General features: G+C 31.5%; 22 protein-coding genes. 20 read left to right on the top strand and 2 right to left on the bottom strand.

Annotation, left to right across the window (positions count from 1 at the left end; genetic code table 11):
- Positions 1-5 precede the first annotated feature (5 nt).
- The 12 genes from bsdtw1_RS21000 to bsdtw1_RS20945 all read left to right on the top strand — a co-directional run bounded on the left by bsdtw1_RS21000 (position 6) and on the right by bsdtw1_RS20945 (position 15,344).
- A complete protein-coding gene (locus bsdtw1_RS21000) occupies positions 6-1,694 on the top strand; it encodes an adenylyl-sulfate reductase subunit alpha (protein WP_183279442.1) in 1,689 nt (562 codons plus the stop codon).
- Entirely contained in the window at positions 1,678-1,992 is a 315-nt protein-coding gene (locus tag bsdtw1_RS20995) for a 4Fe-4S dicluster domain-containing protein (protein ID WP_183279441.1), read from the top strand. The genes bsdtw1_RS21000 and bsdtw1_RS20995 overlap by 17 nt, the downstream gene beginning before the upstream one ends.
- Before the next feature lie 65 nt (positions 1,993-2,057).
- On the top strand, positions 2,058-2,939 hold the full coding sequence (gene cysD / locus bsdtw1_RS20990; RefSeq protein ID WP_183279440.1) for a sulfate adenylyltransferase subunit CysD: 882 nt from the start codon (positions 2,058-2,060) through the stop codon (positions 2,937-2,939).
- A 16-nt stretch (positions 2,940-2,955) separates the two neighbouring features.
- Positions 2,956-4,755: a GTP-binding protein gene (locus tag bsdtw1_RS20985; RefSeq protein WP_183279439.1), complete on the top strand. Its 1,800-nt coding sequence runs from the start codon at positions 2,956-2,958 to the stop codon at positions 4,753-4,755.
- Between the two features lie 400 nt (positions 4,756-5,155).
- Positions 5,156-5,809, top strand: a complete 654-nt coding sequence (locus tag bsdtw1_RS20980; RefSeq protein WP_183279438.1) for a YczE/YyaS/YitT family protein — start codon at positions 5,156-5,158, stop codon at positions 5,807-5,809.
- Positions 5,810-6,240: 431 nt separating this feature from the next.
- Positions 6,241-7,614 (top strand): APC family permease, encoded by a 1,374-nt coding sequence (locus bsdtw1_RS20975; RefSeq protein WP_183279437.1) that lies wholly within the window; start codon positions 6,241-6,243, stop codon positions 7,612-7,614.
- 228 nt (positions 7,615-7,842) lie between these two features.
- Positions 7,843-8,304, top strand: coding sequence for a hypothetical protein (locus bsdtw1_RS20970; protein WP_183279436.1), 462 nt, complete (start codon positions 7,843-7,845; stop codon positions 8,302-8,304).
- 77 nt (positions 8,305-8,381) lie between these two features.
- Positions 8,382-9,287, top strand: coding sequence for an HD domain-containing phosphohydrolase (locus bsdtw1_RS20965; RefSeq protein ID WP_183279435.1), 906 nt, complete (start codon positions 8,382-8,384; stop codon positions 9,285-9,287).
- A 170-nt stretch (positions 9,288-9,457) separates the two neighbouring features.
- Complete coding sequence (locus bsdtw1_RS20960; protein ID WP_183279434.1) at positions 9,458-11,653, top strand: DNA topoisomerase III; 2,196 nt, start codon at positions 9,458-9,460, stop codon at positions 11,651-11,653.
- Positions 11,654-11,904: 251 nt separating this feature from the next.
- Positions 11,905-12,426, top strand: coding sequence for a DUF1648 domain-containing protein (locus bsdtw1_RS20955; protein WP_183279433.1), 522 nt, complete (start codon positions 11,905-11,907; stop codon positions 12,424-12,426).
- A gap of 256 nt (positions 12,427-12,682) precedes the next feature.
- Positions 12,683-14,032, top strand: coding sequence for a 6-phospho-beta-glucosidase (locus bsdtw1_RS20950; RefSeq protein ID WP_183279432.1), 1,350 nt, complete (start codon positions 12,683-12,685; stop codon positions 14,030-14,032).
- Between the two features lie 202 nt (positions 14,033-14,234).
- Positions 14,235-15,344: an FtsW/RodA/SpoVE family cell cycle protein gene (locus tag bsdtw1_RS20945; RefSeq protein WP_183279431.1), complete on the top strand. Its 1,110-nt coding sequence runs from the start codon at positions 14,235-14,237 to the stop codon at positions 15,342-15,344.
- Between the two features lie 154 nt (positions 15,345-15,498).
- Here bsdtw1_RS20945 and bsdtw1_RS20940 read toward each other — a convergent pair whose 3' ends face one another.
- Positions 15,499-16,077, bottom strand: coding sequence for an HDIG domain-containing metalloprotein (locus bsdtw1_RS20940; protein WP_183279430.1), 579 nt, complete (start codon positions 16,075-16,077; stop codon positions 15,499-15,501).
- A 221-nt stretch (positions 16,078-16,298) separates the two neighbouring features.
- On the opposite strand from bsdtw1_RS20940, the gene bsdtw1_RS20935 reads away from it, so the two are divergent.
- The 8 genes from bsdtw1_RS20935 (at position 16,299) to bsdtw1_RS20900 (ending at position 25,540) form a co-directional block, all read left to right on the top strand.
- A complete protein-coding gene (locus tag bsdtw1_RS20935) occupies positions 16,299-17,483 on the top strand; it encodes an MFS transporter (protein ID WP_183279429.1) in 1,185 nt (394 codons plus the stop codon).
- Positions 17,484-17,511: 28 nt separating this feature from the next.
- The gene (locus bsdtw1_RS20930; protein WP_183279428.1) at positions 17,512-18,528 is read left to right on the top strand and encodes a homoserine dehydrogenase; all 1,017 of its coding nucleotides are present in this window, start codon (positions 17,512-17,514) and stop codon (positions 18,526-18,528) included.
- Positions 18,529-18,626: 98 nt separating this feature from the next.
- Entirely contained in the window at positions 18,627-19,367 is a 741-nt protein-coding gene (locus tag bsdtw1_RS20925; RefSeq protein WP_183279427.1) for a MurR/RpiR family transcriptional regulator, read from the top strand.
- 281 nt (positions 19,368-19,648) lie between these two features.
- Positions 19,649-19,888: a hypothetical protein gene (locus bsdtw1_RS20920; protein ID WP_183279426.1), complete on the top strand. Its 240-nt coding sequence runs from the start codon at positions 19,649-19,651 to the stop codon at positions 19,886-19,888.
- Positions 19,889-20,185: 297 nt separating this feature from the next.
- Positions 20,186-20,488 (top strand): PTS sugar transporter subunit IIB, encoded by a 303-nt coding sequence (locus tag bsdtw1_RS20915; protein ID WP_183279425.1) that lies wholly within the window; start codon positions 20,186-20,188, stop codon positions 20,486-20,488.
- A 423-nt stretch (positions 20,489-20,911) separates the two neighbouring features.
- Entirely contained in the window at positions 20,912-22,951 is a 2,040-nt protein-coding gene (locus bsdtw1_RS20910; RefSeq protein WP_183279424.1) for a methyl-accepting chemotaxis protein, read from the top strand.
- A 319-nt stretch (positions 22,952-23,270) separates the two neighbouring features.
- Complete coding sequence (locus bsdtw1_RS20905) at positions 23,271-24,860, top strand: bifunctional glycosyltransferase family 2 protein/class I SAM-dependent methyltransferase (protein ID WP_183279423.1); 1,590 nt, start codon at positions 23,271-23,273, stop codon at positions 24,858-24,860.
- Positions 24,857-25,540 (top strand): glycosyltransferase family protein, encoded by a 684-nt coding sequence (locus bsdtw1_RS20900; RefSeq protein ID WP_183279422.1) that lies wholly within the window; start codon positions 24,857-24,859, stop codon positions 25,538-25,540. Before bsdtw1_RS20905 ends, bsdtw1_RS20900 begins: the two co-directional genes overlap by 4 nt.
- A gap of 242 nt (positions 25,541-25,782) precedes the next feature.
- Here bsdtw1_RS20900 and bsdtw1_RS20895 read toward each other — a convergent pair whose 3' ends face one another.
- Positions 25,783-26,502 carry an EcsC family protein gene (locus tag bsdtw1_RS20895; protein ID WP_183279421.1) on the bottom strand — a complete coding sequence of 240 codons (720 nt, stop codon included), beginning with the start codon at positions 26,500-26,502 and terminating at the stop codon, positions 25,783-25,785.
- Between the last annotated feature and the right edge of the window lie 83 nt (positions 26,503-26,585).

Genomic DNA, 26,585 nt, shown 5'->3' with positions numbered 1-26,585 from the left:
ATAAATTGGATTTTAGAAAGGAAATATTAGAAACAGATGTATTAGTAATCGGAGGGGGAACTGCAGGATGTTTCAGTGCTCTAACCATTACTGAAAAGTCTGATTTAAAAGTTATAATTACTGATAAAGCTAATATAAAGAGAAGCGGATGTCTTGCCGCAGGAGTTAATGCACTTAATGCATATATAGGAAAAGGTGAGACTGCTGAATCCTTTGTTGAGTATGTAAAAAGAGATTCAGAAAATGTAATAAGAGAAGACTTAGTTTATAGTATTGCCAAGAGATTGAATGGTGTAACTAAGAAGATTGAAGATATGGGACTTCCTATATTAAAAGATGAAGCTGGTAACTATATTCAAAGAGGTAAGAGAAGCGTAAAAATAAATGGTGAAAATATTAAACCTCTTTTAGCTGATGAAGTAAATAAAAGAACTAATATAACTGTTTTAAATAGAGTGAATATAGTTGACTACCTTATTAAAGAGAATGAAGTAGTTGGGGCTATTGGGTTCTCATTAGATGAAGATGTTATATATGTTATCTATTCAAAGTTTGTAATATGTGCCACAGGAGGTGCCGCTGGAATATATAAGCCTAATAATCCAGGTTTCTCGAGCCATAAGATGTGGTACAGTCCTTTTAATACTGGTTCAGGTTATGCGATGGGAATAAAAGCCGGAGCAGAAATGACTTCTTTTGAAATGAGATTTATAGCTTTAAGATGCAAAGACACTATAGCACCTACTGGAACAATAGCACAAGGGGTAAAGGCTGAACAGATTAACTCCTTAGGAGAAAGTTATGTATCAAAGTACGGAAAACCTAATACTCATATAAGGCTGTATGCAACTGTTATGGAAAATAAGATTGGAAATGGACCATGCTATTTAAAGACTGAGGGTATCTCGGAAGAATTAGACAAAGATTTATTTAAGGCTTATTTAAATATGGCGCCAGCTCAAACCTTAAGATGGCTTGAGAGGTCTACAGGTCCATCTAAAGAAAATGTAGAGATTGAAGGAACTGAACCTTATATAGTTGGTGGACATACTGCAGGCGGTTATTGGATAGATAAGGATAGAAAGACGACAATGAAAGGTCTATATGCTATAGGTGATGTAGCAGGTGGAAGTCCAAAGAAATACGTTACAGGATGTTTTGCTGAAGCAGAGATAGCAGCTGAATCTATAATTAAAAATATAGAGGGTAGACCAACCAATAAATTAGATAGTGAAGCTATAGAAGAGAAGACAGCTTTTATAAAGGGCTTCTTTGAAAATGAACATTCTAAGTACCAAATAAAACAAGTTGAAGAAATGATGCAAGCTGTTATGGATGAGTATGCTGGAGGTATATCAAAATCCTATATATATAATGAAAATGAACTAAACATTGCAGCAGAGAAGATAAAAGAATTAATGAATTTAGCATACACACTTAAAGCTGAAGACTTACATCAGTTAATGTTTATCTTTGAAATAATAGATAGGTTATATGTTTCTAAAGTTCTTATTGAGCATCTAAGAGCAAGAAAAGAAACTAGATGGAGATGTTATCAGGAAAATGAGAATTATCCAAATAGAGATGATAAGCATTGGATGAAGTATGTAAATTCCATTTATAAAAACGGCACAGTAGATATTATATTTAGAGATTTAGTTGGAAGGGATGAATCATATGAGCATAAGAATTGATAAAGAAAAATGCATAAGATGTGGAAAATGTATAAAGGTTTGTCCTGGAAGCTTAATCTATAAAGATGAAGACAAAAAAGCTTATATAAAATATGAAGATGCCTGTTGGGGATGTACAGCTTGCTTAAAAGAATGTGGCAGTTCTGCAATCACATATTTCTTAGGAAATGATATTGGAGGAGCTGGAGGAGCAATGCAGGTGAAAAGAGATGGGCAGTACTGGCAATGGGAGATCACAGATACTGAAGACAATAAGCATATTGTAAGGATAAACACAAAAGAATCCAATAAATACTAACATAAAGCTAATAAGTTTAATAAATTTTGTATTAAGTTTAACAAGTAGACTAGGGGGTTATTACATTGAATCATTTAGATAAGTTAGAAAATAAAAGTATTCATATATTAAGAGAGGCATACAGTGAGTTTAAAAACTTAGGGATGCTTTGGTCCATAGGTAAAGACAGTACAGTACTTCTTTGGCTTGCAAGAAAGGCTTTCTTTGGACATGTTCCAATTCCTCTTGTGCATGTAGATACACATTATAAAATACCTGAAATGATACAGTATAGGGATAGGCTAGCATTAAAGTGGAAGCTCGATATGATATACGGAGAAAATAAAGAAGCTCTTGATAAAAAAGAAACCTTTCCAGATGGTAATGTGACTAGATTAGAGTGCTGTAAGAGGCTAAAGACTGAAGCTTTAACTAATACCCTTAATGGTAGTTGGCCAAGATACAGAATGAATCATGATATTGGTAAATATGAGATTGATAAAAATACAGAACCTTTTACTGGAATAATTGTTGGGGTAAGAGCAGATGAAGAGGGAAGTAGATCAAAAGAAAGATACTTCTCACCAAGAGACAAGAATAATGATTGGGATGTAGCAGAGCAACCACCAGAATTCTGGAATCAATATAAAACTGATTTTGCTCCAGGTACTCATGTAAGGATACATCCATTATTAGACTGGACAGAACTTGATATATGGGAATATATAAAAAGAGAAAATATTGAAATGGTATCACTTTATTTTGATCAAGGAGAAGGTAAGAGATATAGGTCTTTAGGCTGCTATCCATGTACTACTCCTGTAGAATCTACAGCAAAAAACGTTGATGAAATAATTGAAGAGCTTAAGACTGGAAAGTTTGCAAACATAGCAGAAAGATCAGGAAGAGCTCAGGATAAAGAAGATGGCGGCGGATTAGAAGAATTAAGAAAGAACGGATATATGTAGGAATGGGGGCTATTAAATGAGTTTTGTCAGAGAAGATATGAATATAGTAATTGTTGGACACGTTGATCATGGAAAGAGTACTATTATAGGAAGACTTTTAGCAGATACAAATTCACTGCCAGAAGGAAAGCTTGAACAGGTTAAAGAAAGATGCAGAAGAAATTCAAAGCCTTTTGAATATGCTTTCCTGCTTGATGCGTTAAAAGATGAGCAAGAGCAAGGTATAACAATTGATGCAGCAAGATGTTTTTTTAAGACTGATAAGAGAGATTATATAATTATAGATGCACCAGGACATATAGAATTCCTGAAGAATATGGTAACAGGAGCTTCAAGAGCAGAGGTTGCTTTGTTAGTAATAGATGCTAATGAGGGGATTCAAGAGAACTCTAGAAGACATGGATACTTGTTATCTATGTTAGGTATAAAAAATGTAGTTGTATTAATCAATAAAATGGATCTTGTAGACTATAGTGAAGAAGTTTTCAACAATATAGTAAAGGAATATACAGAATTCTTAAATAAGATAGATGTTGAACCAAGATATTATATACCAGTAAGTGGATTTTTCGGTGAAAATATAGTATCTGCATCTGAAAAGACACCTTGGTACAGCGGACAATCGGTGTTAGATATTTTAGATGGTTTTGAAAAAGAAAAACTTCCAGATGATAAACCTTTCAGAATGCCAGTACAGGCTGTATATAAGTTTACAGGAGATGGAGACAATAGAAGAATTGTAGCTGGAACTATTGAGACAGGACGCATTAAGGTTGGGGATGAAGTTGTATTCTATCCTTCTGGTAAAAAGAATAAGGTTAATTCTATTGAAATTTTTAATGCAGAGGTACCAGAAAGTGCAGGAGCTGGTTCTGCTATAGGATTCACATTTACTGAGCAAATATACGTAAAAAGAGGAGAAATGGTTACTTTAGCAAATGAGCCTAAACCTAAGGTTGGTAACAGGATAAAGGTTAACCTATTTTGGCTTGGAAGACAATCGATGGTAAAGGGTAAAGATTATCTTTTAAAGGTAGGTACAGCAAAAGTTCCAGTAAGAATTGAAGAAATAACTAAGGTCATAGATGCATCAAATTTAGAAAATGAGGTAAAGGATTCTATAGATAGACATGATGTAGCCGAATGTATACTTAGAGCACAAAAACCAATAGCCTATGATTTAGCTCATGAAATAGCTCAAACAAGCAGATTCGTAATTGTAGATAACTATGAGATAGCTGGAGGAGGAATAATCCTAAAGGATCTTGAAGATGACAGTGCATGGTTAAGAGACAAGGTTATCGTTAGAAACAACAAGTGGGAAAACAGCAGCATTTCAAAGGAAGAAAGAGCAGAAAAATATGGGCAAAAACAAGCTTTAATTTGTATAACAGGGCAAAAGGATGTAGGCAAGAAGTCCATTGCAAAGGAGCTTGAAAGAAAGTTGTTTAATGACGGTAGAATTGTCTATTTCCTAGGTATAAGTAATGTGTTATATGGGGTGGATGCAGACATTAAGCATACAGAAAATGATAACAACGAAGAGCACTTAAGAAGATTATCTGAGGTGTCAAATATCTTAGTTGATTCAGGAGCTATTCCTATTGTGACAGCAGTAGAACTTAGCAGAGATGATATTGAGATAATTGAAACGGCTGTAGACTCTGATAAAATAATAAAGGTTTGGGTAGGAGAAGAGGTAACTACAGATCTTGAATATGATCTTCATATACAAAGTTATGACTCAGTGGAAGTGGCAGTAATGAAGATAAAAGCACTGCTACAAGATAGAGGTATAATCTTTAAACCTTTTTAAATATTAAAATTATAATGCAAGGGACAATATATCCTTTGCATTTTTTACTGTTAAGGAAAGTATGATTCACTCTTTTTTACTATATATTAAATGTTTTGAGAAAAAAGTTGCTTTCCTTTATAATGTATTTATATAATTCCATGAACTTGGTGTGGTATATAATATCAAGTAAAGTCATTTAAGTTAATGTCATTATAAAAACTTAGGATAAAAGTGGTGATTTAATGAAGAAATCAATCAAATTTAGAGCACAAGCTACTATAATTCTATGTACTTTGATATAAGAGTAAGTAACTTAAAGAGAATATCTCTACATAAAATATAGTGTTATTTATATACAATGTTATAAATAGCACTATTGACATATTAATAACATTTATATACTTGGGGGCTATTTACAATGATAAAAAAGATAATATTCACAATGGTTAGGCTTTTCTTCGGGCTTTTTTTATATGCCTTTGGACTAGTCTTGGCTATAAACTCTAATATTGGACTATCTCCATGGGATGTTTTTGGTCAAGGAATATCAAAGACCTTAAATATTACTATGGGACATGCAACTATATCAGTAGGTTTTGTTATTATACTGATAAACTTTATTTTAGGTGAGAGAATAGGTTGGGGAACTATATTCAATATGATATTTATAGGAGAGTTCATGGATATCCTAATGCTTAATAGATTAATACCAATCAGCACAAACTTTGTTGTTTCGGTTATTATGATGTTTTGCGGTGTTATGGTTATAGCACTAGCTACCTTCCTTTATATAGGTGCAGAGTTAGGTGCCGGACCAAGAGATGGTCTTATGGTAGCATTGACCAGAAAGACAAATAAATCAGTTAGAGTAGTAAGAAGCATCATAGAAATAGGCGCGCTTGTAGTTGGATACTTGCTAGGCGGATTTGTAGGAATTGGAACGTTGATAATGGCATTTTCAGTTGGTCATGCAGTTCAGTTTATTTTCAAGTTATTTAAATTTGATGTGTCTAAAGTAAAACATAGATATATTGTAGATGATATCCTATTTGTAAAAAATAATCTTTATTAGATAAATGGATGATTAAATTAATACAAATATGCAAAGATGTGAAATTTTATGCATGATGCAGAGGATTTTAGAGTTTTTAGGATGATTATATATCATCCTTTTTTTGTTTTAACTTTGATATGGTAAAACACACAATAAATCAAGGATATACAAGAAAAAGTACAGTCTGTAAATAATTAATTTTTAAGATTGAGAAAAAGAGGAATTTTAAGAATCATTAATTCTAAGTTAATAAATAAGACATAAATTGGATTAACAGACAAATATGAATTTAAATCGACAAGAATAGGCGTGATTTTCATTTGTATAATTATAATATAGTATTTATAATTTATGAGGTGCTTTAATCTAATATACTGATAAAGCGCTTAAATAACATAGCATATTTGAAAAAATTGTTGAGTGTAAAATATATAAATGGGGGTATGATCTTGAACATATTCAGACGTAAAACAATTAATGATTTTAATGAAGCAACAGAGCATAGTGGTCTTAAAAGAAAACTTACAGCTTTTGATTTGGCTGCTTTAGGTATTGGTTCTGTAGTTGGAACTGGTATATTTGTAGCTACAGGACAAGGTGCTCAGCTTGCTGGACCAGCTGTTACAATATCTTATATAGTTGCAGCTATAGTTAGTGCTTTATGTGCCCTTACTTATTCCGAATTGGCATCGATGTTTCCTGTTTCAGGTAGTACATATTCATACTCCTATGTTGCCTTCGGTGAAATAATAGCTTGGATAATAGGATGGGATTTGATATTAGAATACCTAGTTTCTGCAGCAGCAGTTGCCTCAGGTTGGTCGGGAACCTTAGTTGGTATATTAAAGGATTATGGTATAGCTATCCCAGCTTCGCTAACAACAGCACCTATAAGTGGTGGTATAGTTGATTTACCTGCAGTAATTATAACTCTTATAATTACTTGGGTTTTATACATAGGTGTTTCTGAAAGTGCTAAGATAAATAATATAATAGTAGGAATTAAAATATTCGTAATACTTGTATTTGTGGTATTAGGTATAACTCATATAAACGTGGCAAACTATCATCCTTTTGCACCTTTTGGAACAAAGGGAATAATGACAGGAGCATCAATAATATTCTTCGCATTTATAGGATTTGATGCTGTATCAACTGCAGCGGAAGAAACTAAAAATCCAAAGAAGGATGTACCTATGGGACTTGCTATATGTTTAATAGCGGTAATTGTTCTATATATCGCAGTATCTTTGATATTAACAGGAATAGTACCATTCAAGAGTATAGATATTGACAACGCTTTACCAGGTGCATTATCTACTATAGGTATAACTTGGGGATCAGCTTTAGTTGGTGTTGGAGCTGTAATAGGAATGATATCAACTTTGCTTGTAACACTATATGGACAAGTAAGAATATTTATGGTTATGTCTAGAGATGGATTACTTCCAAAAAGATTTGCAAAGGTAAATAAGAAGTTTGGAACACCAGGCCTTTGTACTGTAATAACAGGCATAATAACTGCTATTATGGCAGGGTTCCTACCACTAGGCGTTATAATGGAACTTTGTAACATTGGAACTTTATTTGCATTCGTTCTAGTTTCCATTGGGGTTGTAGTTTTAAGAAAAGCTATGCCTGATATAGAAAGAAAGTTTAAATGCCCTGGAGTACCATTTACTCCGATATTAACAGTTATATTCTGTGGATATCTTATGTCATTCTTGCCAATTCAAACATGGATAAGATTTGTAGTTTGGCTACTACTAGGATTAATTATATACTTTGTTTATGGTTATAAAAACAGTAGTTTAAATAAATAGTTATTCAAAATACACTATATCAATACTTAAAACAACAAATTAGTATTGGATAGTGTATTTTTATCCAATAAAATACAAATTACAACAAATAAATTACTTGTTTATAAACTAAATTAAATCATATATTTTCCATAGTAAAAATTGCTAAATACTTTAAAATAAAGTAAAATTAATAAGGACATATTAAACTCTTAGAACAAAAAGAAAGTAGCTTATAGGGGGAGAAAAATGAAAAAATTAATTGCATTCTTATTTACATTTTTATTAGTTTCTTTTGGATTAGGACACAATGCTTTTGCAGCAACAACTGATGATAAGTCAGACATTCTTGCAAAAATTCAGCAAACTAACCAACAAATACAAGTTTTAATAGATAATGCTCAAGTAAAGGGTTCAGAAATCAATATAGAGTTCGATAAAAAAGTAGTGGAGTTAGAGAGCGAAAAGGCTAATTATGCAGGACAACAGGATAAAATAGCTGAAATTGATAAAGAAATTGCTGATTTAAGAGAAGAAGCTAACAAAGAGATAGACAAGCTTTGTTTAGATTTATATAATGAAACTGAGGACTTAGCTAATGCGATGGTGGCAGAAGCTACAGCAGCTGGAGTTGAGGTTCAGAAGGAATATTTTGACTATAATATTGGCGGTGAAATTATTGCGATAGATCCGGTTCACGTGGTGGACTAAAAGTACAATATTAGACAGTAATTTAAATATATAAATCTTCTAATTTTGATAATCGTATACCTGGTTTAGGAGGAATTATGTCTGGAATATTTTTAAATCGTAAAGGTAGTTATATAGAAAAAGTTTTAAGTAATAAAACGCAGCTTTCATTATTAGCAAATAGTGGACAAACAGAAATTATGCTTCAAAAGATTGATAAAAATACAATCTTTTTTGTATATCCAGCAGATAATTCTGAACTAATGGAGTTTTTTTATATATTAGAAGGTGAGTTGGTATTAGAGCTCGATGGAGAAATGGTAAAACTAAAAAGTGGTGATTATTATTTTTCAAAGGATTTAGAAAATAAGGCTTTTTTCAAGACGATAACCGATGTTCAGATATTTTATGTGAGTGATAAGCCAGTTTTTCACTTAATAAGTAATAAGATGAAGGACTTGGAATATATGAGAAATGCGGTTGAAGAGAAAGATATGTATACTCACGCTCATGGGGAAAGAGTAAAAGAATATTCTGTGAAAATTGGTGAGAAGTTATTATTATCAAATGCAAAGATAACTTGTTTGAATTATGCTGCAGCATTTCATGACTTGGGAAAGATAAATGTTCCAGATGAAGTTCTTAAAAAACCAGGGAGACTCACTGAAGAGGAATTTGAGTACATCAAAAAACATCCTAAGGATGGCGAAGATATAGTAAAGGATACCTTTATAAAAGAATCAGCTCTTGGAATAGGACAGCATCATGAAAGATTAGATGGAAGCGGTTATCCTTTAGGACTAAAGGGTGATGAGATCTGCATGGAAGCTAAAATAATTGGTGTAGCAGATTCTTATGACGCTATGACCTCTGATCGTCCTTATAGAAAAGGGATGGAGCCTGGCGATGCTTTAAAGGAGCTTAAAGCCTTGGCTGGGAAACACTACGATGAGTTGATTATATCTAAGTTAGAAGAAGTTCTTAAAGAAGAAGGTTTAATATAAAAAATACGTCTAAGAGTTTAATAAAAAGTTTTGCTTAATATATAATAGAAAGGCAGTTTAGGCTGCCTTTCTATTATTTTTACGTTATAAAGAGTTAGACTTGATAATTAGTAGTTAAAAAGAGTTCTTTGTGGTAATATAAGCATAGAAAAACTGAAAGGGTTGTTGATATGAGTAAGATAGTAGTACTAGCAGAAAAACCATCAGTAGCTAGGGAAATTGCAAGAGTTCTAAAGTGTAGCAAGAAAGGTAACGGATATTTAGAAGGAGAAAAATATATAATTACTTGGGCATTGGGACATTTAGTTACCCTTGCAGATCCAGAAGCTTATGATGATAAATATAAAAGTTGGAAATTAGAAGATCTTCCTATGCTTCCAGAACATTTAAAACTTGTGATCATAAAGCAAAGTGGTAAGCAGTTTAATGCCGTTAAAGAGCAGTTAAATAGAAAAGATGTAACTGAAATTGTAATAGCAACCGATGCTGGACGTGAAGGTGAGTTGGTTGCAAGATGGATTATAGAAAAAGCTAGAGTAAACAAGCCTATAAAAAGATTATGGATATCATCTCAAACAGATAAAGCTATATTAGAAGGCTTTAAGAATCTAAAACCAGGATCTCAATATGACAACCTTTATAAAGCAGCTGCCTGTAGAGCAGAGGCGGACTGGGTTGTAGGTCTTAATATAACTAGAGCGCTTACATGTAAGCATAATGCACAGCTCACTGCAGGACGTGTCCAATCAGCTACTTTAGCTATGATAGTAAATCGTGAAGAAGAAATAAAGAATTTTAAGCCAAAAGATTATTTTAATATAAGTGCAAAGACAAAAGGTTTCACTCTTAGCTGGAGAGATAAAAACAACAATGGAAGTATTTTCGAAGAAGATAAGGTAAACAAAATAATTTCAGCTATAAAGGGAAAAGAAGCAAATGTAGTTGATGTAATGGAGAGTAATAAAAAGCAGTTTTCTCCTGCTCTTTATGATCTAACAGAGCTTCAAAGAGATGCAAATAGAATATTTGGATATTCAGCAAAGCAAACTTTATCAATCATGCAGAGATTATATGAAAACTACAAGATACTTACTTATCCTAGAACAGATTCAAGGTATATTTCTAATGATATAGTGGCTACTTTGCCAGAAAGACTTAAAGCTATTTCTATAAGTAATTATAGAGCTGCTGCCACTGAGATTTTAAACGGTAAGATAAATGCTCATAAAGGTTTTGTAGATAATAGCAAGGTTAGTGACCACCATGCCATTATTCCTACAGAAGAAAAAGTTAATCTAGCTGTATTAAGTAATGAAGAAAGACATATCTATGACTTAGTTGTTAAGAGGTTTTTAGCTGTTATGCTGCCTCCATATGAGTATGTACAGACAACAATAGTTACAGATATAAGTGGAGAAACCTTTGTTGCTAAAGGTAATGTAATAAAATCAAAGGGCTGGAAAAAGGTTTATGATAGAGTTGACGATCTTGCAGATGATGAAGATGAAAAAGATAGCCAAGAGCTACCTGTTGTAAAGAAGGGCGATAAACTTCCTATATTGTCAGTTGATAGCAAGAAACAACAAACTAAACCACCAGCAAGATTTAATGAAGGTACTTTACTTTCAGCTATGGAGAAGCCTCATAAGTATGTGGCTGTAGATAAGGTTTCTGCTAAAACTCTAGGGGAAACTGGTGGAATAGGAACAGTTGCTACTAGAGCAGATATAATAGAGAAACTATATAACATGTTTTATATTGAGAAGAGTGGAAAAGATATAATTCCAACTTCAAAGGGAAAGCAGCTTATAGAATTAGTGCCAGAAGAACTTAAGTCACCTTTAATGACTGCTAAGTGGGAGCTTGAGCTTGATCTTATAAGTAAGGGCAAGAAAAATCCTAAGGTTTTCACAGAAGAAATGAGAAACTATGCAAAAGAGCTAGTTCAAGATGTTAAAGGAAGTAGTGATAAGTTTAGGCATGATAATGTTACTGGTAAGAAATGTCCTGATTGTGGCAAGTATATGCTAGAAGTAAGCGGAAAGAACGGAAAGATGCTAGTTTGCCAGGATAGAGAATGTGGTCACAGAGAGAACTTAAGTAGGTTCACAAATGCTAGATGTCCAGAGTGTCACAAAAAGCTTGAACTTAGGGGCCAAGGTGAAGGTCAAATATATGTATGTGCAAATACTAATTGCAGCTTCAGAGAAAAAGCAACTTCCTTTAATAAGAGATTTGATAAGAAATCAGATAAAGTAAATAAAAAAGAAGTTTCAAACATAATGAAGAAGATGAAAAAAGAAAGCGATGCTCCAATAAACAATGCTTTTGCTGATCTTATGTCAATGTTTGGCAAGGAAGAATAGTATATACTTGAAGCTAATGTTTAAGTTTAGTACTTCAATGAACAAAATGAAAAAATACTGCTTAATATCAATATATTTTTAAGGATATAGATTTTGAAATTATATCATATAGCAATTATTATTAATTTATAGTATAACTTAACTTTATATGTAACTTCTAATATAAGCAGTCTAACAGGTTTCTAAAGTAAAGTTAAGCAATATATTTTAAATATAAAAGCTATTAAAGATATATTTAGGAGATGAGCTTCATGACTGAATCTTTTGGGAATGGAAGTAATAAAAGGCCTATATTAAAGATACCTTATTCAAATTTAGAAAGAATATTAGAGATAATATCAATTGCATCTATAATTGTAGTAATAGGAATGCTTACAGCCTGTTGGGATAGAATACCACAGCATATAGCTACTCATTTTGGAATAACAGGAGAACCTGATGGCTGGGGTAGTAAGAATACTTTACTTATAATGCCCATAATATCAATATTCTTTTATGTTTTATTGACTACATTGAGTAAGTTTCCTCATGTTTTCAACTATGTAGTTGATATAAATGAGATAAACGCAAGAGATCAATATAGTAATGCGAGAAAACTTATGATTTTTATAAAAACTGAGCTATTGGCCTACCTATCAATAATGCAGTATAATTCCTTAGCAGTAGCATTGGGTAATACAAACAACCTAGGAATAGTCATTTTGCCATTGTTTATATTAACTATATTTGGAACAGTAGTTTATTTTGTTAGAAAGTCATTAAACTATAAATAGTATCTAAACCATAATAATAAAAAGCTGTAAAACAATTTTGTTTTATAGCTTTCTTATATTTAAGTGGGAATGTGGCTTCGATTTGGAATTTTGGATTTTAAATATTAAAAATTTTCATAAATAGAAACCACAAAATAAATAAGGTGATTTATAATATTATTAAGGAATAAAATCAATGTATGTCGTATTAATATATAAATAAAGATTAAACATTACAAAAATGAATACGATTACTTATGTTTTAGGAGGGTGTAAAATGGATAAGAGAGGTTTGAAGATAGTTACTATAGGGGGAGGGTCAAGCTATACGCCAGAATTGGTTGAAGGTTTGATTAAGAGATATAAGGAACTTCCTGTTACAGAATACTGGTTGGTGGACATCGAAGAAGGAAAAGAAAAATTAGAGATAGTAGGTAACTTAGCTAAAAGAATGGTAGAAAAAGCTGGAGTTCCAATGGAAATCCATATGACGTTAGATAGAAGAGAAGCATTAAAAGGAGCTGATTTTGTTACAACTCAACTTCGTGTAGGCTTACTCCCAGCTCGTGCTAAGGATGAAAGAATTCCTTTAAGTCATGGATTTTTGGGACAAGAAACTAATGGAGCAGGTGGATTGCTCAAAGCTTTGAGAACAGTTCCGGTTATACTTGATATTGCCAAGGAAATGAAAGAGCTCTGCCCAAATGCGTGGCTTATAAACTTTACAAATCCTGCTGGAATAGTTACGGAAGCATTATTAAGGTATGGAGAACATAAAAAAGTTATAGGCGTATGCAATGTACCAATAGGGCTTGAGTTCTCAATAGCAGCATTACTTGGAGTAGAACACTCAAGAATAAAGATAGATTTTGCTGGACTTAATCATATGGTATATGGTGAAAGAGTTTACTTAGATGGTAAGGACATAACTGATGAAGTTATGGAAAAGCTACTTGATCCAAACAATGAGAGTCCGACTATGGCAAATATAAAGGCTATGCAGTGGGAACCTGAGTTTATTAGAGCTTTGAAACTTATACCTTGCCCATATCACAGATATTACTATAAGAGAGGAGATATGCTTAAGGAAGAATTAGAAAGCTATTCTAAAGGGCAAACTCGTGCTGAAGTTGTAATGCAAGTGGAGAAGGAACTGTTTGAACTATATAAGGATGTTAATTTAGCTGTAAAGCCGGAGCAATTATCAAAACGAGGAGGCGCTCATTACTCAGATGTTGCATGTAATGTAATAAACGCAATATATAATGATAAGAATACAGTAATAGCTGTGAACACAAGAAATGGTAATACTTTGAGTCATTTTGATGTGGATTCTGCAGTTGAAGTAAGTTGTTATGTTGGAAAAGAGGGGCCAAAACCTGTTGAAACGGTAACAGATCTTCCAATTGTTGTACAAGGGCTTACTGCACAAATTAAATCCTTTGAAAGATTAGCAGCAGAGGCTGCGTACACTGGAAATTATGACACTGCTTTATTGGCGATGGTTACAAATCCTCTAGTTAGCGATGATTTAAAAGGTAAAGAATTATTAGATGAGATGTTAGTTGCTCATAAAAATCATTTACCTCAATTTAAACAAGTTATAGATAAATTAGAGAATAAATAAAATAAGATAGTTAAAGATAAAAGTGCTCCAGCTATTTGCTTGAGCACTTTTATCTTTAACTATGTTGAAATTAAGGCGCCGCTACATCCGACACCTTAATTTCAATACTAAGATTAAATGTGGAAATAATATGCATTATACTATTATTACCTAAAAAGGTATATAATATATATTAAGGTGTTTTGTGAGAGGTGATACAAAGTTGATAAAGAGCTTATTTTTAGATAGAAAAACACTAAAGGAACTGGATTTTGGCATTATAATTACTGTCATATTAATTGTTTTATTTGGAGCATATAATATTGCGACTTGTAGTGGTAAAGGAAGTCAACAGGTAAAGTGGCTTATATTATCTTTGGCCATATCCTACATAGTATTGTTAATTGATTATGTAGATTTAAAGATATATGTGAAGATATTTTATTGGTTGTGTATGATACTACTTTTATATACACTTTATTTTGGGAAAACAATAAATGGGGCCACAGGGTGGATTCATGTTGGTTTTTATATACAGCCAGCTGAGATAGCTAAAATTGCATTAATTATGATGCTTGGTGTAAAGCTCGAAGATATGGAGTTTAAGGTCAATAATATAAAAAATCTCATAATACTAGGTATATACTGTGCCATACCTATGGTGCTTATAATTAAGCAACCAGATATGGGGATGACTATGGTACTTTTTTTTATAGTACTCGGAATAGCCTTTGCTGCAAATCTTAATCTTAAAATTTTAGGAGCAGGAATTTTAATCGTCATTATATCTGTAGTTGGTATATGGAATTCAGGACATTTTATTAAGGACTACCAAAAAGGCAGGATAATTGCTTTTTTAGATCCAGAGTCTTATGCATTGGGGGATGGATATCAATTACTCCAAGCAATGACTGGAGTTGGTTCAGGTGGATTCTTTGGAAAGAAGTTCACTGTTGAAAACCAAGCAAATGCTAATTATGTGGCAAATAATGTGCCAGAACCTCAAACAGATTTCATATTTGCAGTTACTACAGAAAACTTTGGTACTTTGGGAGCAATTGTACTGTTAAGCCTTTATGGATTCTTAATATATAGAATTATAGCAATAGCTAAAAAAGCGAAGGATGGGTTTGGTATGATATTTTCAGTAGGTATGGCTACTTATTTTACCTTCGCCATTTTGCAGAATGCAGGCATGTCTATAGGTATTATGCCTATAACTGGAATAACGCTGCCACTAACTAGTTATGGAGGGAGTTCACTTCTTACTACAGTTGTATCAATTGCTTTAGTTTTAAATATAGGAATGAGAAGGAAAAAGATTGTTTTTTAAATAAGATAACTGAAAGGGAAATATATTATATAGACATTTGTGCTGTGTCTGTACAATATATTTCCCTTTTGACCTTTAGAAAAACTAAAAAATATTAAGATAATATATTTAATATTTTGATAGATTTATTAGCTACGGTTTATAGTAATTATATTTAAACTGCACCTCTTAAGCCTATCTCATCTGCTGCTTTTTGCATACCTTTAATTGTTTCTTCTATAATCTTATCTATTTCTACTCCTAGTTTTTCTGCACCTTTTGTTATAACCTCTCTATTAACTCCGGCTGCAAAACCTTTTTGCTTCCATTTCTTTTTTACAGACTTAACTTCTAGATCTAAAACGCTCTTACTTGGTCTAAGTAAACAGGTTGCTGTTATAAGTCCTGTAAGTTCATCAGTAGTATAAAGAACTTTTTCCATGGTTTCTATAGGCTCTATATCATTCACTAGACCATAACCATGACTTTGGATAGCTCTGATATAAGCTTCAGGCCATTTTCTTTCTTCAAGTATTTCCCTTGCTTTAAAGCAGTGTTCTTCTGGATACATCTCGTAATCCAAATCATGAAGTAATCCAATAATACCCCACTTCTCAGAATCTTCATTATAAAGTTCAGAAAAATGTCTCATTACAGCTTCTACTGCTAAAGCGTGTGTTAATAGACTTTCAGTTTTATTAAATTCTTTTAGAAGAATTAAAGCTTCTTCTCTAGTTGGAGTTTTTTCAGACAATTGTAAATCACCCTTTCTTAATTACAATAAGTAAGTACTTAACGTTAAAAAAAATTTAATTTACATAAAATATTAGTAATAATATAAGTATTTGTCAAGTTTTTCAAAGAGATCTTATGAATGTGATAAAAAAGAATGTAGATAATAAAGATGAGTTGTAAGCTATATTATCTAAATATTATTGCAACATATACAGTTTTATGATTACAGAGGAGGGCAAAATGTGTAAAGAGGCAAAATTGTTATTAGTAGTAAGTACGATTTTTACATTAGGTATGGGGTTGTCTGGAATATTTGCTAATATATTTTTTTGGAGAGAAACTGGAGATTTTATTGTAATAGCAATATATAATTTAATGCATTATATATTTACACCTGTCTCTTTTATAATTGCGGGATATATAGCTAAAAAGAAGAATGGCATATGGGCTTTAAGAATAGGATTATTATTATATGCTGTGTTTTATGTATTGATATTATTAATAGGGAAGAATGGAGTTGGAGCTATATACTCTTTAGGAGTTATATATGGGTTTGCGTGTGGCTTCTATTGGCTAGCTTTTAATACGTTGAGTTTTGATTTTACATGCCCTACTAATAGAGATACCTTTAATGGTTATAATGGTAGTTGTTGCGGATTTGCCAGTATAGTTGCGCCTATAACTTCAGCGTATATAATAAGTAGATTTCAGGGAATAAAAGGATACACTATAGTCTTTGCTATAACTTTAGTTTTGTTTATAATATTAATGCTTATAAGCCTTACCTTAAAGTGTAAGAACTGTGGCAGTAAACTAAACTTAAGGGTTGCTTTTTTAAAAAACAATAACGATTGGGGCATGATCCGAAAAGCTACTATGTGTTGGGGCTTTAGAGATGTTATTATAGTATTTATAGTGAACTTGTTAATCTTTCAAAATACAGGTAGTGAATTATCTCTTGGTAAGTTATCTCTTATAGGTGCATTTATTTCATCCTTATCTTATATGTTGGTGCAGAGAATAATAAAGCCTAAAAGGAGAAGAATGGCCATATTCATTGGAGGTATGTCAGCATTAATAGGTGCGTTGCTGCTTTCCTATAGAATAAATTATATGATATTGCTCATTTATACAGTGATAGATTCGTTCTTTATACCATTTTTTATGATTCAATTATCATCTACTACCTTTAATGTAATAGATAAATCCCATGAGGGAGATTTAAGAGTAGAGTATATGATAAATAAAGATATAGTGCTTAATTTGGGAAGAATAATTAGTACTATTGTTCTTGTAGTTTTACTGTCTATGTTTAAGCATTATAATATTTTAAATATATATTTAATTATAATAGGTACTACACCATTGATATCAGGGTATTTTCTATCTAAATTAAAAAACATTTTAGATGGGAAGATAGAATAAGATTTATTTGAATTTTGGGGGGATTTTTTTGAAAAGATCTATAGTAATATGTGGATATGGCAATGTGGCAGTAGAACTTTGCAAAATTATATCAAAGAATAAAAACTTTATATTGAATCAATATGATTTAGAACTACAAGTTATATCAGTAATTGGAGCACAAGGTCAGATATTTGAAGAACAAGGTATAGATTTAGAGCTCTTGGTGAAGTGTGGCAAAGGATCTTCTGCTCTCAAAGAATATGCTAAAGTTAAAGGCTTGAATTTACATGGTAAAGTTATTCCTAAAGGAGATATACTTGTTGAAGCAACTCCAACAGACTTAAATAGCGGTGAACCTGGATTAAGCTATTCTTTAGAGGCTCTGAATCAGGGGATGGATTTAGTTTTTGCATCTAAAGGTGCATTAGTAACTAATTACAAGCGTATTTTAGATAAGGTTAAAGAAAAAGGTGTTAAGTTAAATTATAGCGGCGCTACAGCGGCAGCTCTTCCAACTTTAGATGTAGGAGAAAATTGCTTGAGTGGATCAAATTTAAAGTCAATTAAGGGAATATTAAATGGAACTACCAACTATATACTATCTGAAATGACATTAAATAAAATATCCTTTGAAGAGGCTTTAGAAAAGGCTCAAAGGAGGGGCATAGCAGAGAAAGATCCTACACTAGATATAAGTGGATTTGATAGCGCTTGTAAACTTGTATTAATAGTGAATAAAGTATTGAACAAGACGTATGATATTAATGATGTGCATATATCTGGAATTGATAAATTAACAAATGATGATATTAGGATTGCATATGAAAATGGACAAACGATAAAACTAATAGCAGAAGCAAGTATCTTTGATGAGGAAATATCCATGAAAGTTGGGCCAGTAAAAGTACTAAATGGAAAGATAATGGCATCAGTAAATGGTACAAATAAGTGTATAATTTATGAGACAGATGAAATGGGTGAAATATTTTGTGCAGGAGGGGCATCCGATCCTATTGGTGCTGGAGCTGCTGTTCTTAAAGATATAATAAACATGTATAAATAGTAATATTTTTATTTTACAAAATTATATGCTTATATCTGTAAATTAACCTTTGAAATTACATAAGTAAAGAGGTACTATTTAATTAAGGAGTGGTTGATGTGTTTAGTGCTGAAAATATTGCGAATTTAAATGAGCTAGAGTTAGATCTATATAAGTATGTAATTGAAAATATGAATAAAGTAATGTATATGAGAATAAGGGAATTAGCACAGGAAACTCACGTTTCCACAACTACTATACTTAGGTTTTGTAGAAATATGGGATGTGAGGGGTTTTCTGATTTTAAAGTTAAGTTAAAGATGCATGTGAAAGAAAATAACAGTAAAATTCTTGATAATAGTATCAACGCTATAGAAGAGTTCATGGAGAGATCTCTAAATGGAGATTTGGATGAAAGTATATTGAAAGCTGCTCAGCTTATAGCTGATTATAATAATGTAATCTTTATAGGAATTGGCAATTCAGGCTTTATAGCAGGATATGGAGCGCGATATATGTCAAGTTTAGGAAAGTTTGCAATGCATATAGATGACCCTTATTTTCCACTTATAGGGGAAATGGTGAGTAATAGTGTAACTATAGCACTCTCGGTTTCTGGGGAAACTGATTCATCTTTAAGACTTGTTAATTTATTGAAATCTAAAGGAAGCAAGATTATTTCTATAACAAATAGAAAAAGTTCAACTTTGTCAAAACTTTCTGATGTTAATATATCTTATTACATAAGTACAGAAAACTTTTTGGATAATGCTTTAGAGTATAGAGATGTTACTTCTCAGGTACCTACTGTATACATAATTGAAGCACTAGCTAGAGAAGTCAATAGATTGTTGCTTTAAATAACAACATGTTTTTTATATGTATCATTTTACAATTTGAGTTATATATAACTATATTTCTTAAAACCTTTACATAGATATTCACAAATTATATAATAATTTATATAGAGTATTTTTAATATTCTAATTTGTATCTTTAATTCTAAAACTTAGAATTAAAGAATAGTATATATAAGGTTTATACAAAAGACATATACAAAAATGTATATAGTACAAGCTGTATATTATCTTTACAAGACTAGTTAGGTTTATTTTATAAATATATCTTAGGAGGAATGTAGATGAATACTTATGTAGCAGAACTAAATTGTGCACAGTTAAAGCAGTTGGTGGAGTTTTTTGATAATTATCAAGATGATAATATAAAATGCACCATTAAAGAAAATGTAAGCAAAATTAAGGCAACAATGGATGTAGAAACAAGTCTTCCAAAAGATAAGTTGGAATCATACTTAAAGACAACATTTAAAAATAAGTCAAAGTTCGGAATGGCATTGTATTTCGCAATATATGTAAAATAATAAACTTAAGAGGGTGTATAATAGCATCCTTTTATTTTTTACTGTATGTTATAGTATAAAATTTAAATTTAAGATAAAATTAGGAATATACATAGATTTTCGGGTAATATAGATGCGTAAAAAAATCACTGAAGGAAGGCACTTCATCAACTTTTTTTGTAACATCATGTTTCTTAAAATTATAATTTTACAAAACAATATACTTGTTACATAAAGCTATAAAACATTTACATTGGCAAATTTGCGAATATATAATTGACTTATACAATTTTGTTTCGTTCTATTAGGGGGGATTTTATGAAGAGAATACTGATTGTTTGTGCAGCGGGGATGTCTACAAGTTTATTAGTTAACAAAATGATGAGTGCTGCAAACGATAAAAATATAGATATAGAGATATTTGCTTTACCCATCTCGAAGTGCGCAAATGTAAGCAGTACAGTAGATGCGGTTCTTCTTGGTCCTCAAGTTAAATTTTTAAAGGGGCAAGTTGATAAAATAATAAAAGGTAGAGTTCCTGTTGTGGTAATTGATATGAAGGACTACAGTATGATGGATGGTAAGGTAGTTCTAGACAAAACTTTAGCTCTATTAAAATAGAATCCTTAAAAAATAAAGTATTCGGCTGCCAAGTTTTCCTGTTTGTATCAAAAAGCAGATGTGTAAAAAATCGCTAAGAAATAACTTAGCGATTTTTTATTTATATAATAATTATTATTAAGTATTTTTGATTTTAATAAATTTTTTTTTTGTATTAAATAATTAATTAAATTATTTGTTTCCAGTAGTTAAAAATGTTATTATAGTGTCGATAAATATATGTAAATGTTGATATAAGTCTAAATTTATTGTTTTTATAAGGGGGCGGATATATTAGTATAGTCATGTTATGTAAGGTTATGATTTTAGAGGGGAAATTATACTTAGGCAATACAACTGATTTAAGTTTTAAAATTAAGAGCTAGTTTACACTTGAATTTCTATCAATTTGGTACAGTTATATATTTTTAAGGGGGAAAATTAATGAAAAAGGATCAGCAGCAAAAGAAAAATGGAAATGGTGAAAAGCGATTTAAGTTTAGGAGCATAAGGGTAAAGCTCATACTTATGATGATTTTCATATGTCAAATTCCTTTAGTTACTTATGGTGTGGCAGCATATAAAAAATCCTATGACATAATTTTGAACAAATTTAAGGTTACAACAAATCAAGAAGTTGGTCTAGTAAATCAGTCATTAGACAACTATTTTAATGGAATTGTTTCAAGTACAACTATGCTTTCAAATGACTATAACCTTGTAAATTTAAGTACGCATCCAGAAAGTGAAGAGTATGCAAAAGATGTAATAAAACAAGTAAAAGAAAGTAATAAAGATATTGAACAAATAATCTTTTCTACTACTGATAAAAAATTAATATCTTATCCCGAAACGAACTTTGCAGCTGATTATGATCCTACTGCAGGAGAGTGGTATAAAAATGCCATGGATAACAAGGGAAAGGTTGCATTTTCAGAACCTTATAAGTCTTTAGGAACAGGAAATAATATAGTATCTGCTTCTAAAGTTGTAATTAAAGACGGTACTACTGTTGGAGTAGTTACGATAAATATAAACTTAAGCACGCTAGCTGACAATATGTCAAAGATAACCTTAGGTAATGAGGGCTATGTATATGTAAGTGATAAAAATGGTATCATGATAGCTCATCCTGATAAGACTCTTTTAGGAAAAGATGATACAACTAAGCAGACATATTGGAATGAAGTTAAAAGTTCTAAGAGTGGACTAGCTGAATACATATATACAAAAACTGGTGAAACAAAATTTGCAAGTTACATAACTAATGACACTACTGGTTGGAAGATAATGGCTTCCATGAAAAAGAATGAAATAAATACTGATACAAAAGTGCTAACAAATCTACTTTATTTATTTTTGGCTGGTGCCTTAATTGTAAATGTAATAGTAGCCTTTTTATTTAGTGAAATAATTAATAAAAATATTAAGAAGTTAAGATTTGCGCTAAACGGAGCTGCAAAGGGTGATTTGACTAATGAGTTATCTATTAATTCTAAGGATGAGTTTGAAGATTTAGCAGAGAGCTATAATGAAATGACTAAGGGTATAAGTGCACTTATTGCAAACGTGAAAAATTCAACTGATACTATAAATAAAACCTCTATAGATCTTTCAACTATTAGTGAGCAAACAACAAATACCATAGAGGATATAGCTAAAACTATAGATCAAGTTGCTAGTGGTAGTACGCAACAAGCAAGAGATGTTGAAACAGGCGTATCTGAGCTTGATGCTTTGGTTAAGAAACTTCAAAACATATATGAACAAACAACCAATATGACTAGAGTATCAACTGATACAGATAAGATGACTAAAAATGGATTAGTAGTTATGGATGCACTTTCAGATAAATCTGTGGACACAAGTAACGCATCAGATAAAATAGAGTTAGCAGTAAAGGATATGAGAGATTCATCTTTAAATATTCAAGAAATAACAAAGACTATAAACAGTATTGCAGAACAAACAAATCTTCTAGCATTAAATGCAGCAATTGAAGCAGCAAGAGCTGGAGAAGCAGGAAGAGGATTCTCTATAGTAGCTGACGAAATTAGAACTCTGGCAGAGCAGTCTACTCAATCAACGAAAGATATACAGGTTCTTATAGAACAGGTTAATGAAAAGTCAATGATTGCGGTGAAATCTGTTACTGAAGCTAAGGCTACAATAGAAGAACAAGGTAATGCAGTAAAAGAAACCAAAGAAACATTTAATGAGATATCTAGAGCTATAGACAAGTTAGCGATGATGATCGGTACTGTTCAGCAATCAATAAATGGTATAAATAAAGATAAGGATTCCATAATGGATAAAATGCAGAATATGTCGGCTATATCAGAAGAAACTGCGGCAAGTACAGAGCAGGTTTCAGCAGCCACTCAACAGGTAGCTGCAAGTATGGATTCATTTAATGAGAAAGCAGCTAACTTGAAGGAATTATCTAATGGGTTAGAAGAAGATGTAGATAAGTTCAAAATTTAATTAAGGATGTAACACTTCGATCAGAAACTTATTTTTAAAGCTCTCACGGTTTCTGGTGAGAGAATTTAAAAATATAAGTTTTATTAAGAAGTGGTACATCCAAGGATGTAACACTTCGATCCCAAACTTTTTTAAAATGATGTTATATCTATATATACAATAAATGAGAAGCTTGGTATTGCGATAATTAATTGCAGTACTGAGCTTCTTTGTTTAACTTACGAAGTGGTTCATCTACAACTTCGGAGGAATTTTTATTAGCAACTTTGTCAAGTAAACATATTATATTATTGATTATTTTATAAGGGATTGATGAGGCTTGAATAGAAATATAGAGGCACATAAGACTAGTATAATTATAATTACTTACAACAATATAGAATATACAAAAAAATGCATAGATAGTATAAGGAAATATACAGAGCATTTGGATTATGAAATCATAGTTGTAGATAATAATTCTTCGGATGAAACGAAAGATTGGTTAAAAAGATGTATTGATATTAAATGTATATTTAATGAATTCAATATGGGTTTTCCTAAAGGGTGTAATCAAGGAATAAATATTGCAACAGGAGATAGTGTTTTGTTATTAAATAATGATGTTATAGTTACTCCAAGATGGCTCAATAATCTATCTTCAGCTTTGTGGAGCGATGAGAGTATAGGGGCCGTTGGAGCAGTAACTAATAACTGTTCTTATTATCAGACAATACCTACAACATATACCAATTACGATGAGCTCATTGAATTTGCAGGTAAGTATAATGTTTCAGATGAAAAAAGGTGGGAGCAGAGGATTAAGTTAATTGGTTTTTGTATGTTCATAAAAAAATCGGTTATTAACAAAGTAGGATTACTGGATGAAAGATTTACACCCGGAAATTATGAGGATGATGATTATTCATATAGAATAATAAAAGCTGGCTACAAACTTTTGTTATGTAAAGATACCTTTATTCATCATTATGGTAGTGCTTCGTTTAAAAAAGATCAAGGTAAAACAAATGACCTCATGTATGAAAACTACAGAAAGTTTGTAGAAAAGTGGGGATTTGATCCAAGCAGTATGACTCTTATAAGATATGAAATTTTAAGTAAAATAATTAATATTGATAATAGCACAATGAATATATTAGATATTGGCTGTGGATGTGGAGCAACCTGTCTAAAGATAAGAGACGAGTATAAAAATGCAAGCCTCTTTGGAATAGAACAAAATCCTTCAGCTGCCTCTATTGCCAGGACCTTCATGAATATGAAGGTAGGAGATGTAGAAAACATTGAATTTGACTATGAGGAAAGATTTTTTGATTACATTATAATGAGTGAGGTTGTTCAATATCTTAATAATCCGGAAAGACTTTTTACTATTATTAAGAAATATCTTAAGCTCCAGGGATGTTTAATATTAATAGTTCCAAATGCTATGTACTTTTCGAAGATAAAACAACTTATTAATGGCAGTTGGAGATATGATGATGGATGTTTAGGTAGTGAAAACGTAAGTTTCTTTACCTTCAATGACTTATATAAACTTCTTGTTGATTGTAGGTATTATAACATCAGGGCAGAGGGGATACTTGGAGAAACTAGCAAAGAAGACGAGGAGTTCATAGAGCTATTATTATCTGTATCAAAACAGGATATGAGAATTCAGTATTTGTCTTCTAGATATATTTTTTTAGTAGACAATAATGAGTATGGTATGGAACGGAGGTTAGCCTTTATACTTAGGAGAATAGAATATGATGTTGATGGTGAGAATAGTGTAGGAAAAATTGCTCAATTATTTTTTTCTAAAAAACTATCAATGGAAGATATAGATAGAGCTATTGAGAAACATATAATTTTAAAAGATAAGTTAAGAAGTATCATGAAGGAGATATATTTGGAGGAAAAAAGATGAATGATAAAAAAATTGCATTTATAACCTCTGTAAATGATGAAGAATTATATGAAGAATCAAAGTTTTATGTGGAACATCTAATAACCCCAGAAGATATAGAAGTAGAATTCGTTAAAGTTAAGGACTTCAACTCAATAACAAGTGCCTATAATGAAGGGATTAGAAGGTCAGATGCAAAGTACAAGGTTTTTATGCATCAAGATGTATTTATAGTGAATAAAAACTTTATACAGGATATCTTACACATATTTAATCTAAATAAGAATATAGGGATGATCGGTATGGTTGGGTGCAAGACAATTCCAACTAATGGAGTATGGTGGGAGGCAAGTGACTGCTTTGGTAAAGTTGCAGATAGTCATATTGGAAGCATGGAGATCATCAATTTTAATGAAGTAAAAGATATATATGAAGAAGCAGCAGCTATAGATGGGTTAATTATGATAACACAGTATGATATACCATGGAGAGAAGATATATTTCAAGGATGGCACTTTTATGATGTATCGCATAGTATTGAATTCAAAAGGAAAGGCTATAAGGTTGTGGTTCCAAAGCAGCAGTCAATTTGGTGTATACATGATTGTGGAAGAATTGAGTTGGATTTTAGCTATGAAGATAGTAGAAAAAAGTTGCTTGATGAGTATGCAGAAGAAATAAACCCTCTGAAAGTTACCTAAGCTATTTGGAAGGATATATGTTTAAGAAGGTTTTAATACTATATATGTTCCTAAAACATATGCAAATGTTTAATTAAGGGTTCCTAGCTAAATTGTTAATTTATATAAACTCGAAGATCTTCAGAAGTTAAGGTCTTCGAACAACTATAAATTAGTTTAGACAAAGGAACCCTTTTGCATATAATCTGTCTTTCATTATTAAATCCTGAAAAGTATTTCTAAATAAATTTAAGGAATTACTTTTATTTATAAATTACTCTCATCCTATAACAATTCATTGCAGTTTCGCCTAGTTTATCTAAAAGCTTTGAGTTTACATAAGCTCCTACAAAAGCACCCACAGCAGGAAGCATCTGTAGTAATTTAGCTAAATCTATATAATCTCTATATTCTTGTTGGAAGGTCTTCCAGTCAAATTCGTTTATATCAGAAGGCAATGATCTTGAATATTCTTGCCAATTTTCAATCTCAGAAAATATCTTGTTTGAATGATTTTTGCTTGAAAAGGCTAATTGAAATACATGAAGAATAAATAGTCTTTCCTTATAATCCCTTACATCAAAACCATATATAGAAGCTACATCAAATAAAAACTTGAATTTTATAGTTAGTAGAAGTGGAAAATCAGCTAGACCTACCAAAAAGCCACCGGCACCTGTTCCGGCCCCCTCTAGCATAGCTGTGGTTTTATATGTTTCAATTTTCTTTCTTACTAATTCTTCTCTATCATAAAAGCTCATGTTACTATATGTTTTTTTTGTTATAAACTCTGAGCCGGATATAACCGCTTTAGATATATTTTTTATAGCTTCTGTCATGATAGTGTGGTATTTTTCTGGAAGTATACTGTTTATCTTTTGTTGACTTTTTCTAGTTAGGTTATCTATAACTGTTGGTTTTTTATTAACTTTAACTTTCCATTGATTCACTTCAGATTTTGCTTGATCTATATAGTGTTTCATATAAAATTAATCTCCTTTATAACACAACTTATGTTAGGTAGAATAACACGTATATTTACGAACAAAAAGCATTTATTAAGTGT

This window comes from Clostridium fungisolvens (assembly GCF_014193895.1).
GTDB lineage: Bacteria > Bacillota > Clostridia > Clostridiales > Clostridiaceae > Clostridium_AR > Clostridium_AR fungisolvens.
Note: the sequence above shows the minus strand (reverse complement) of the source record. Positions and strands in the feature narration are given on the sequence as shown.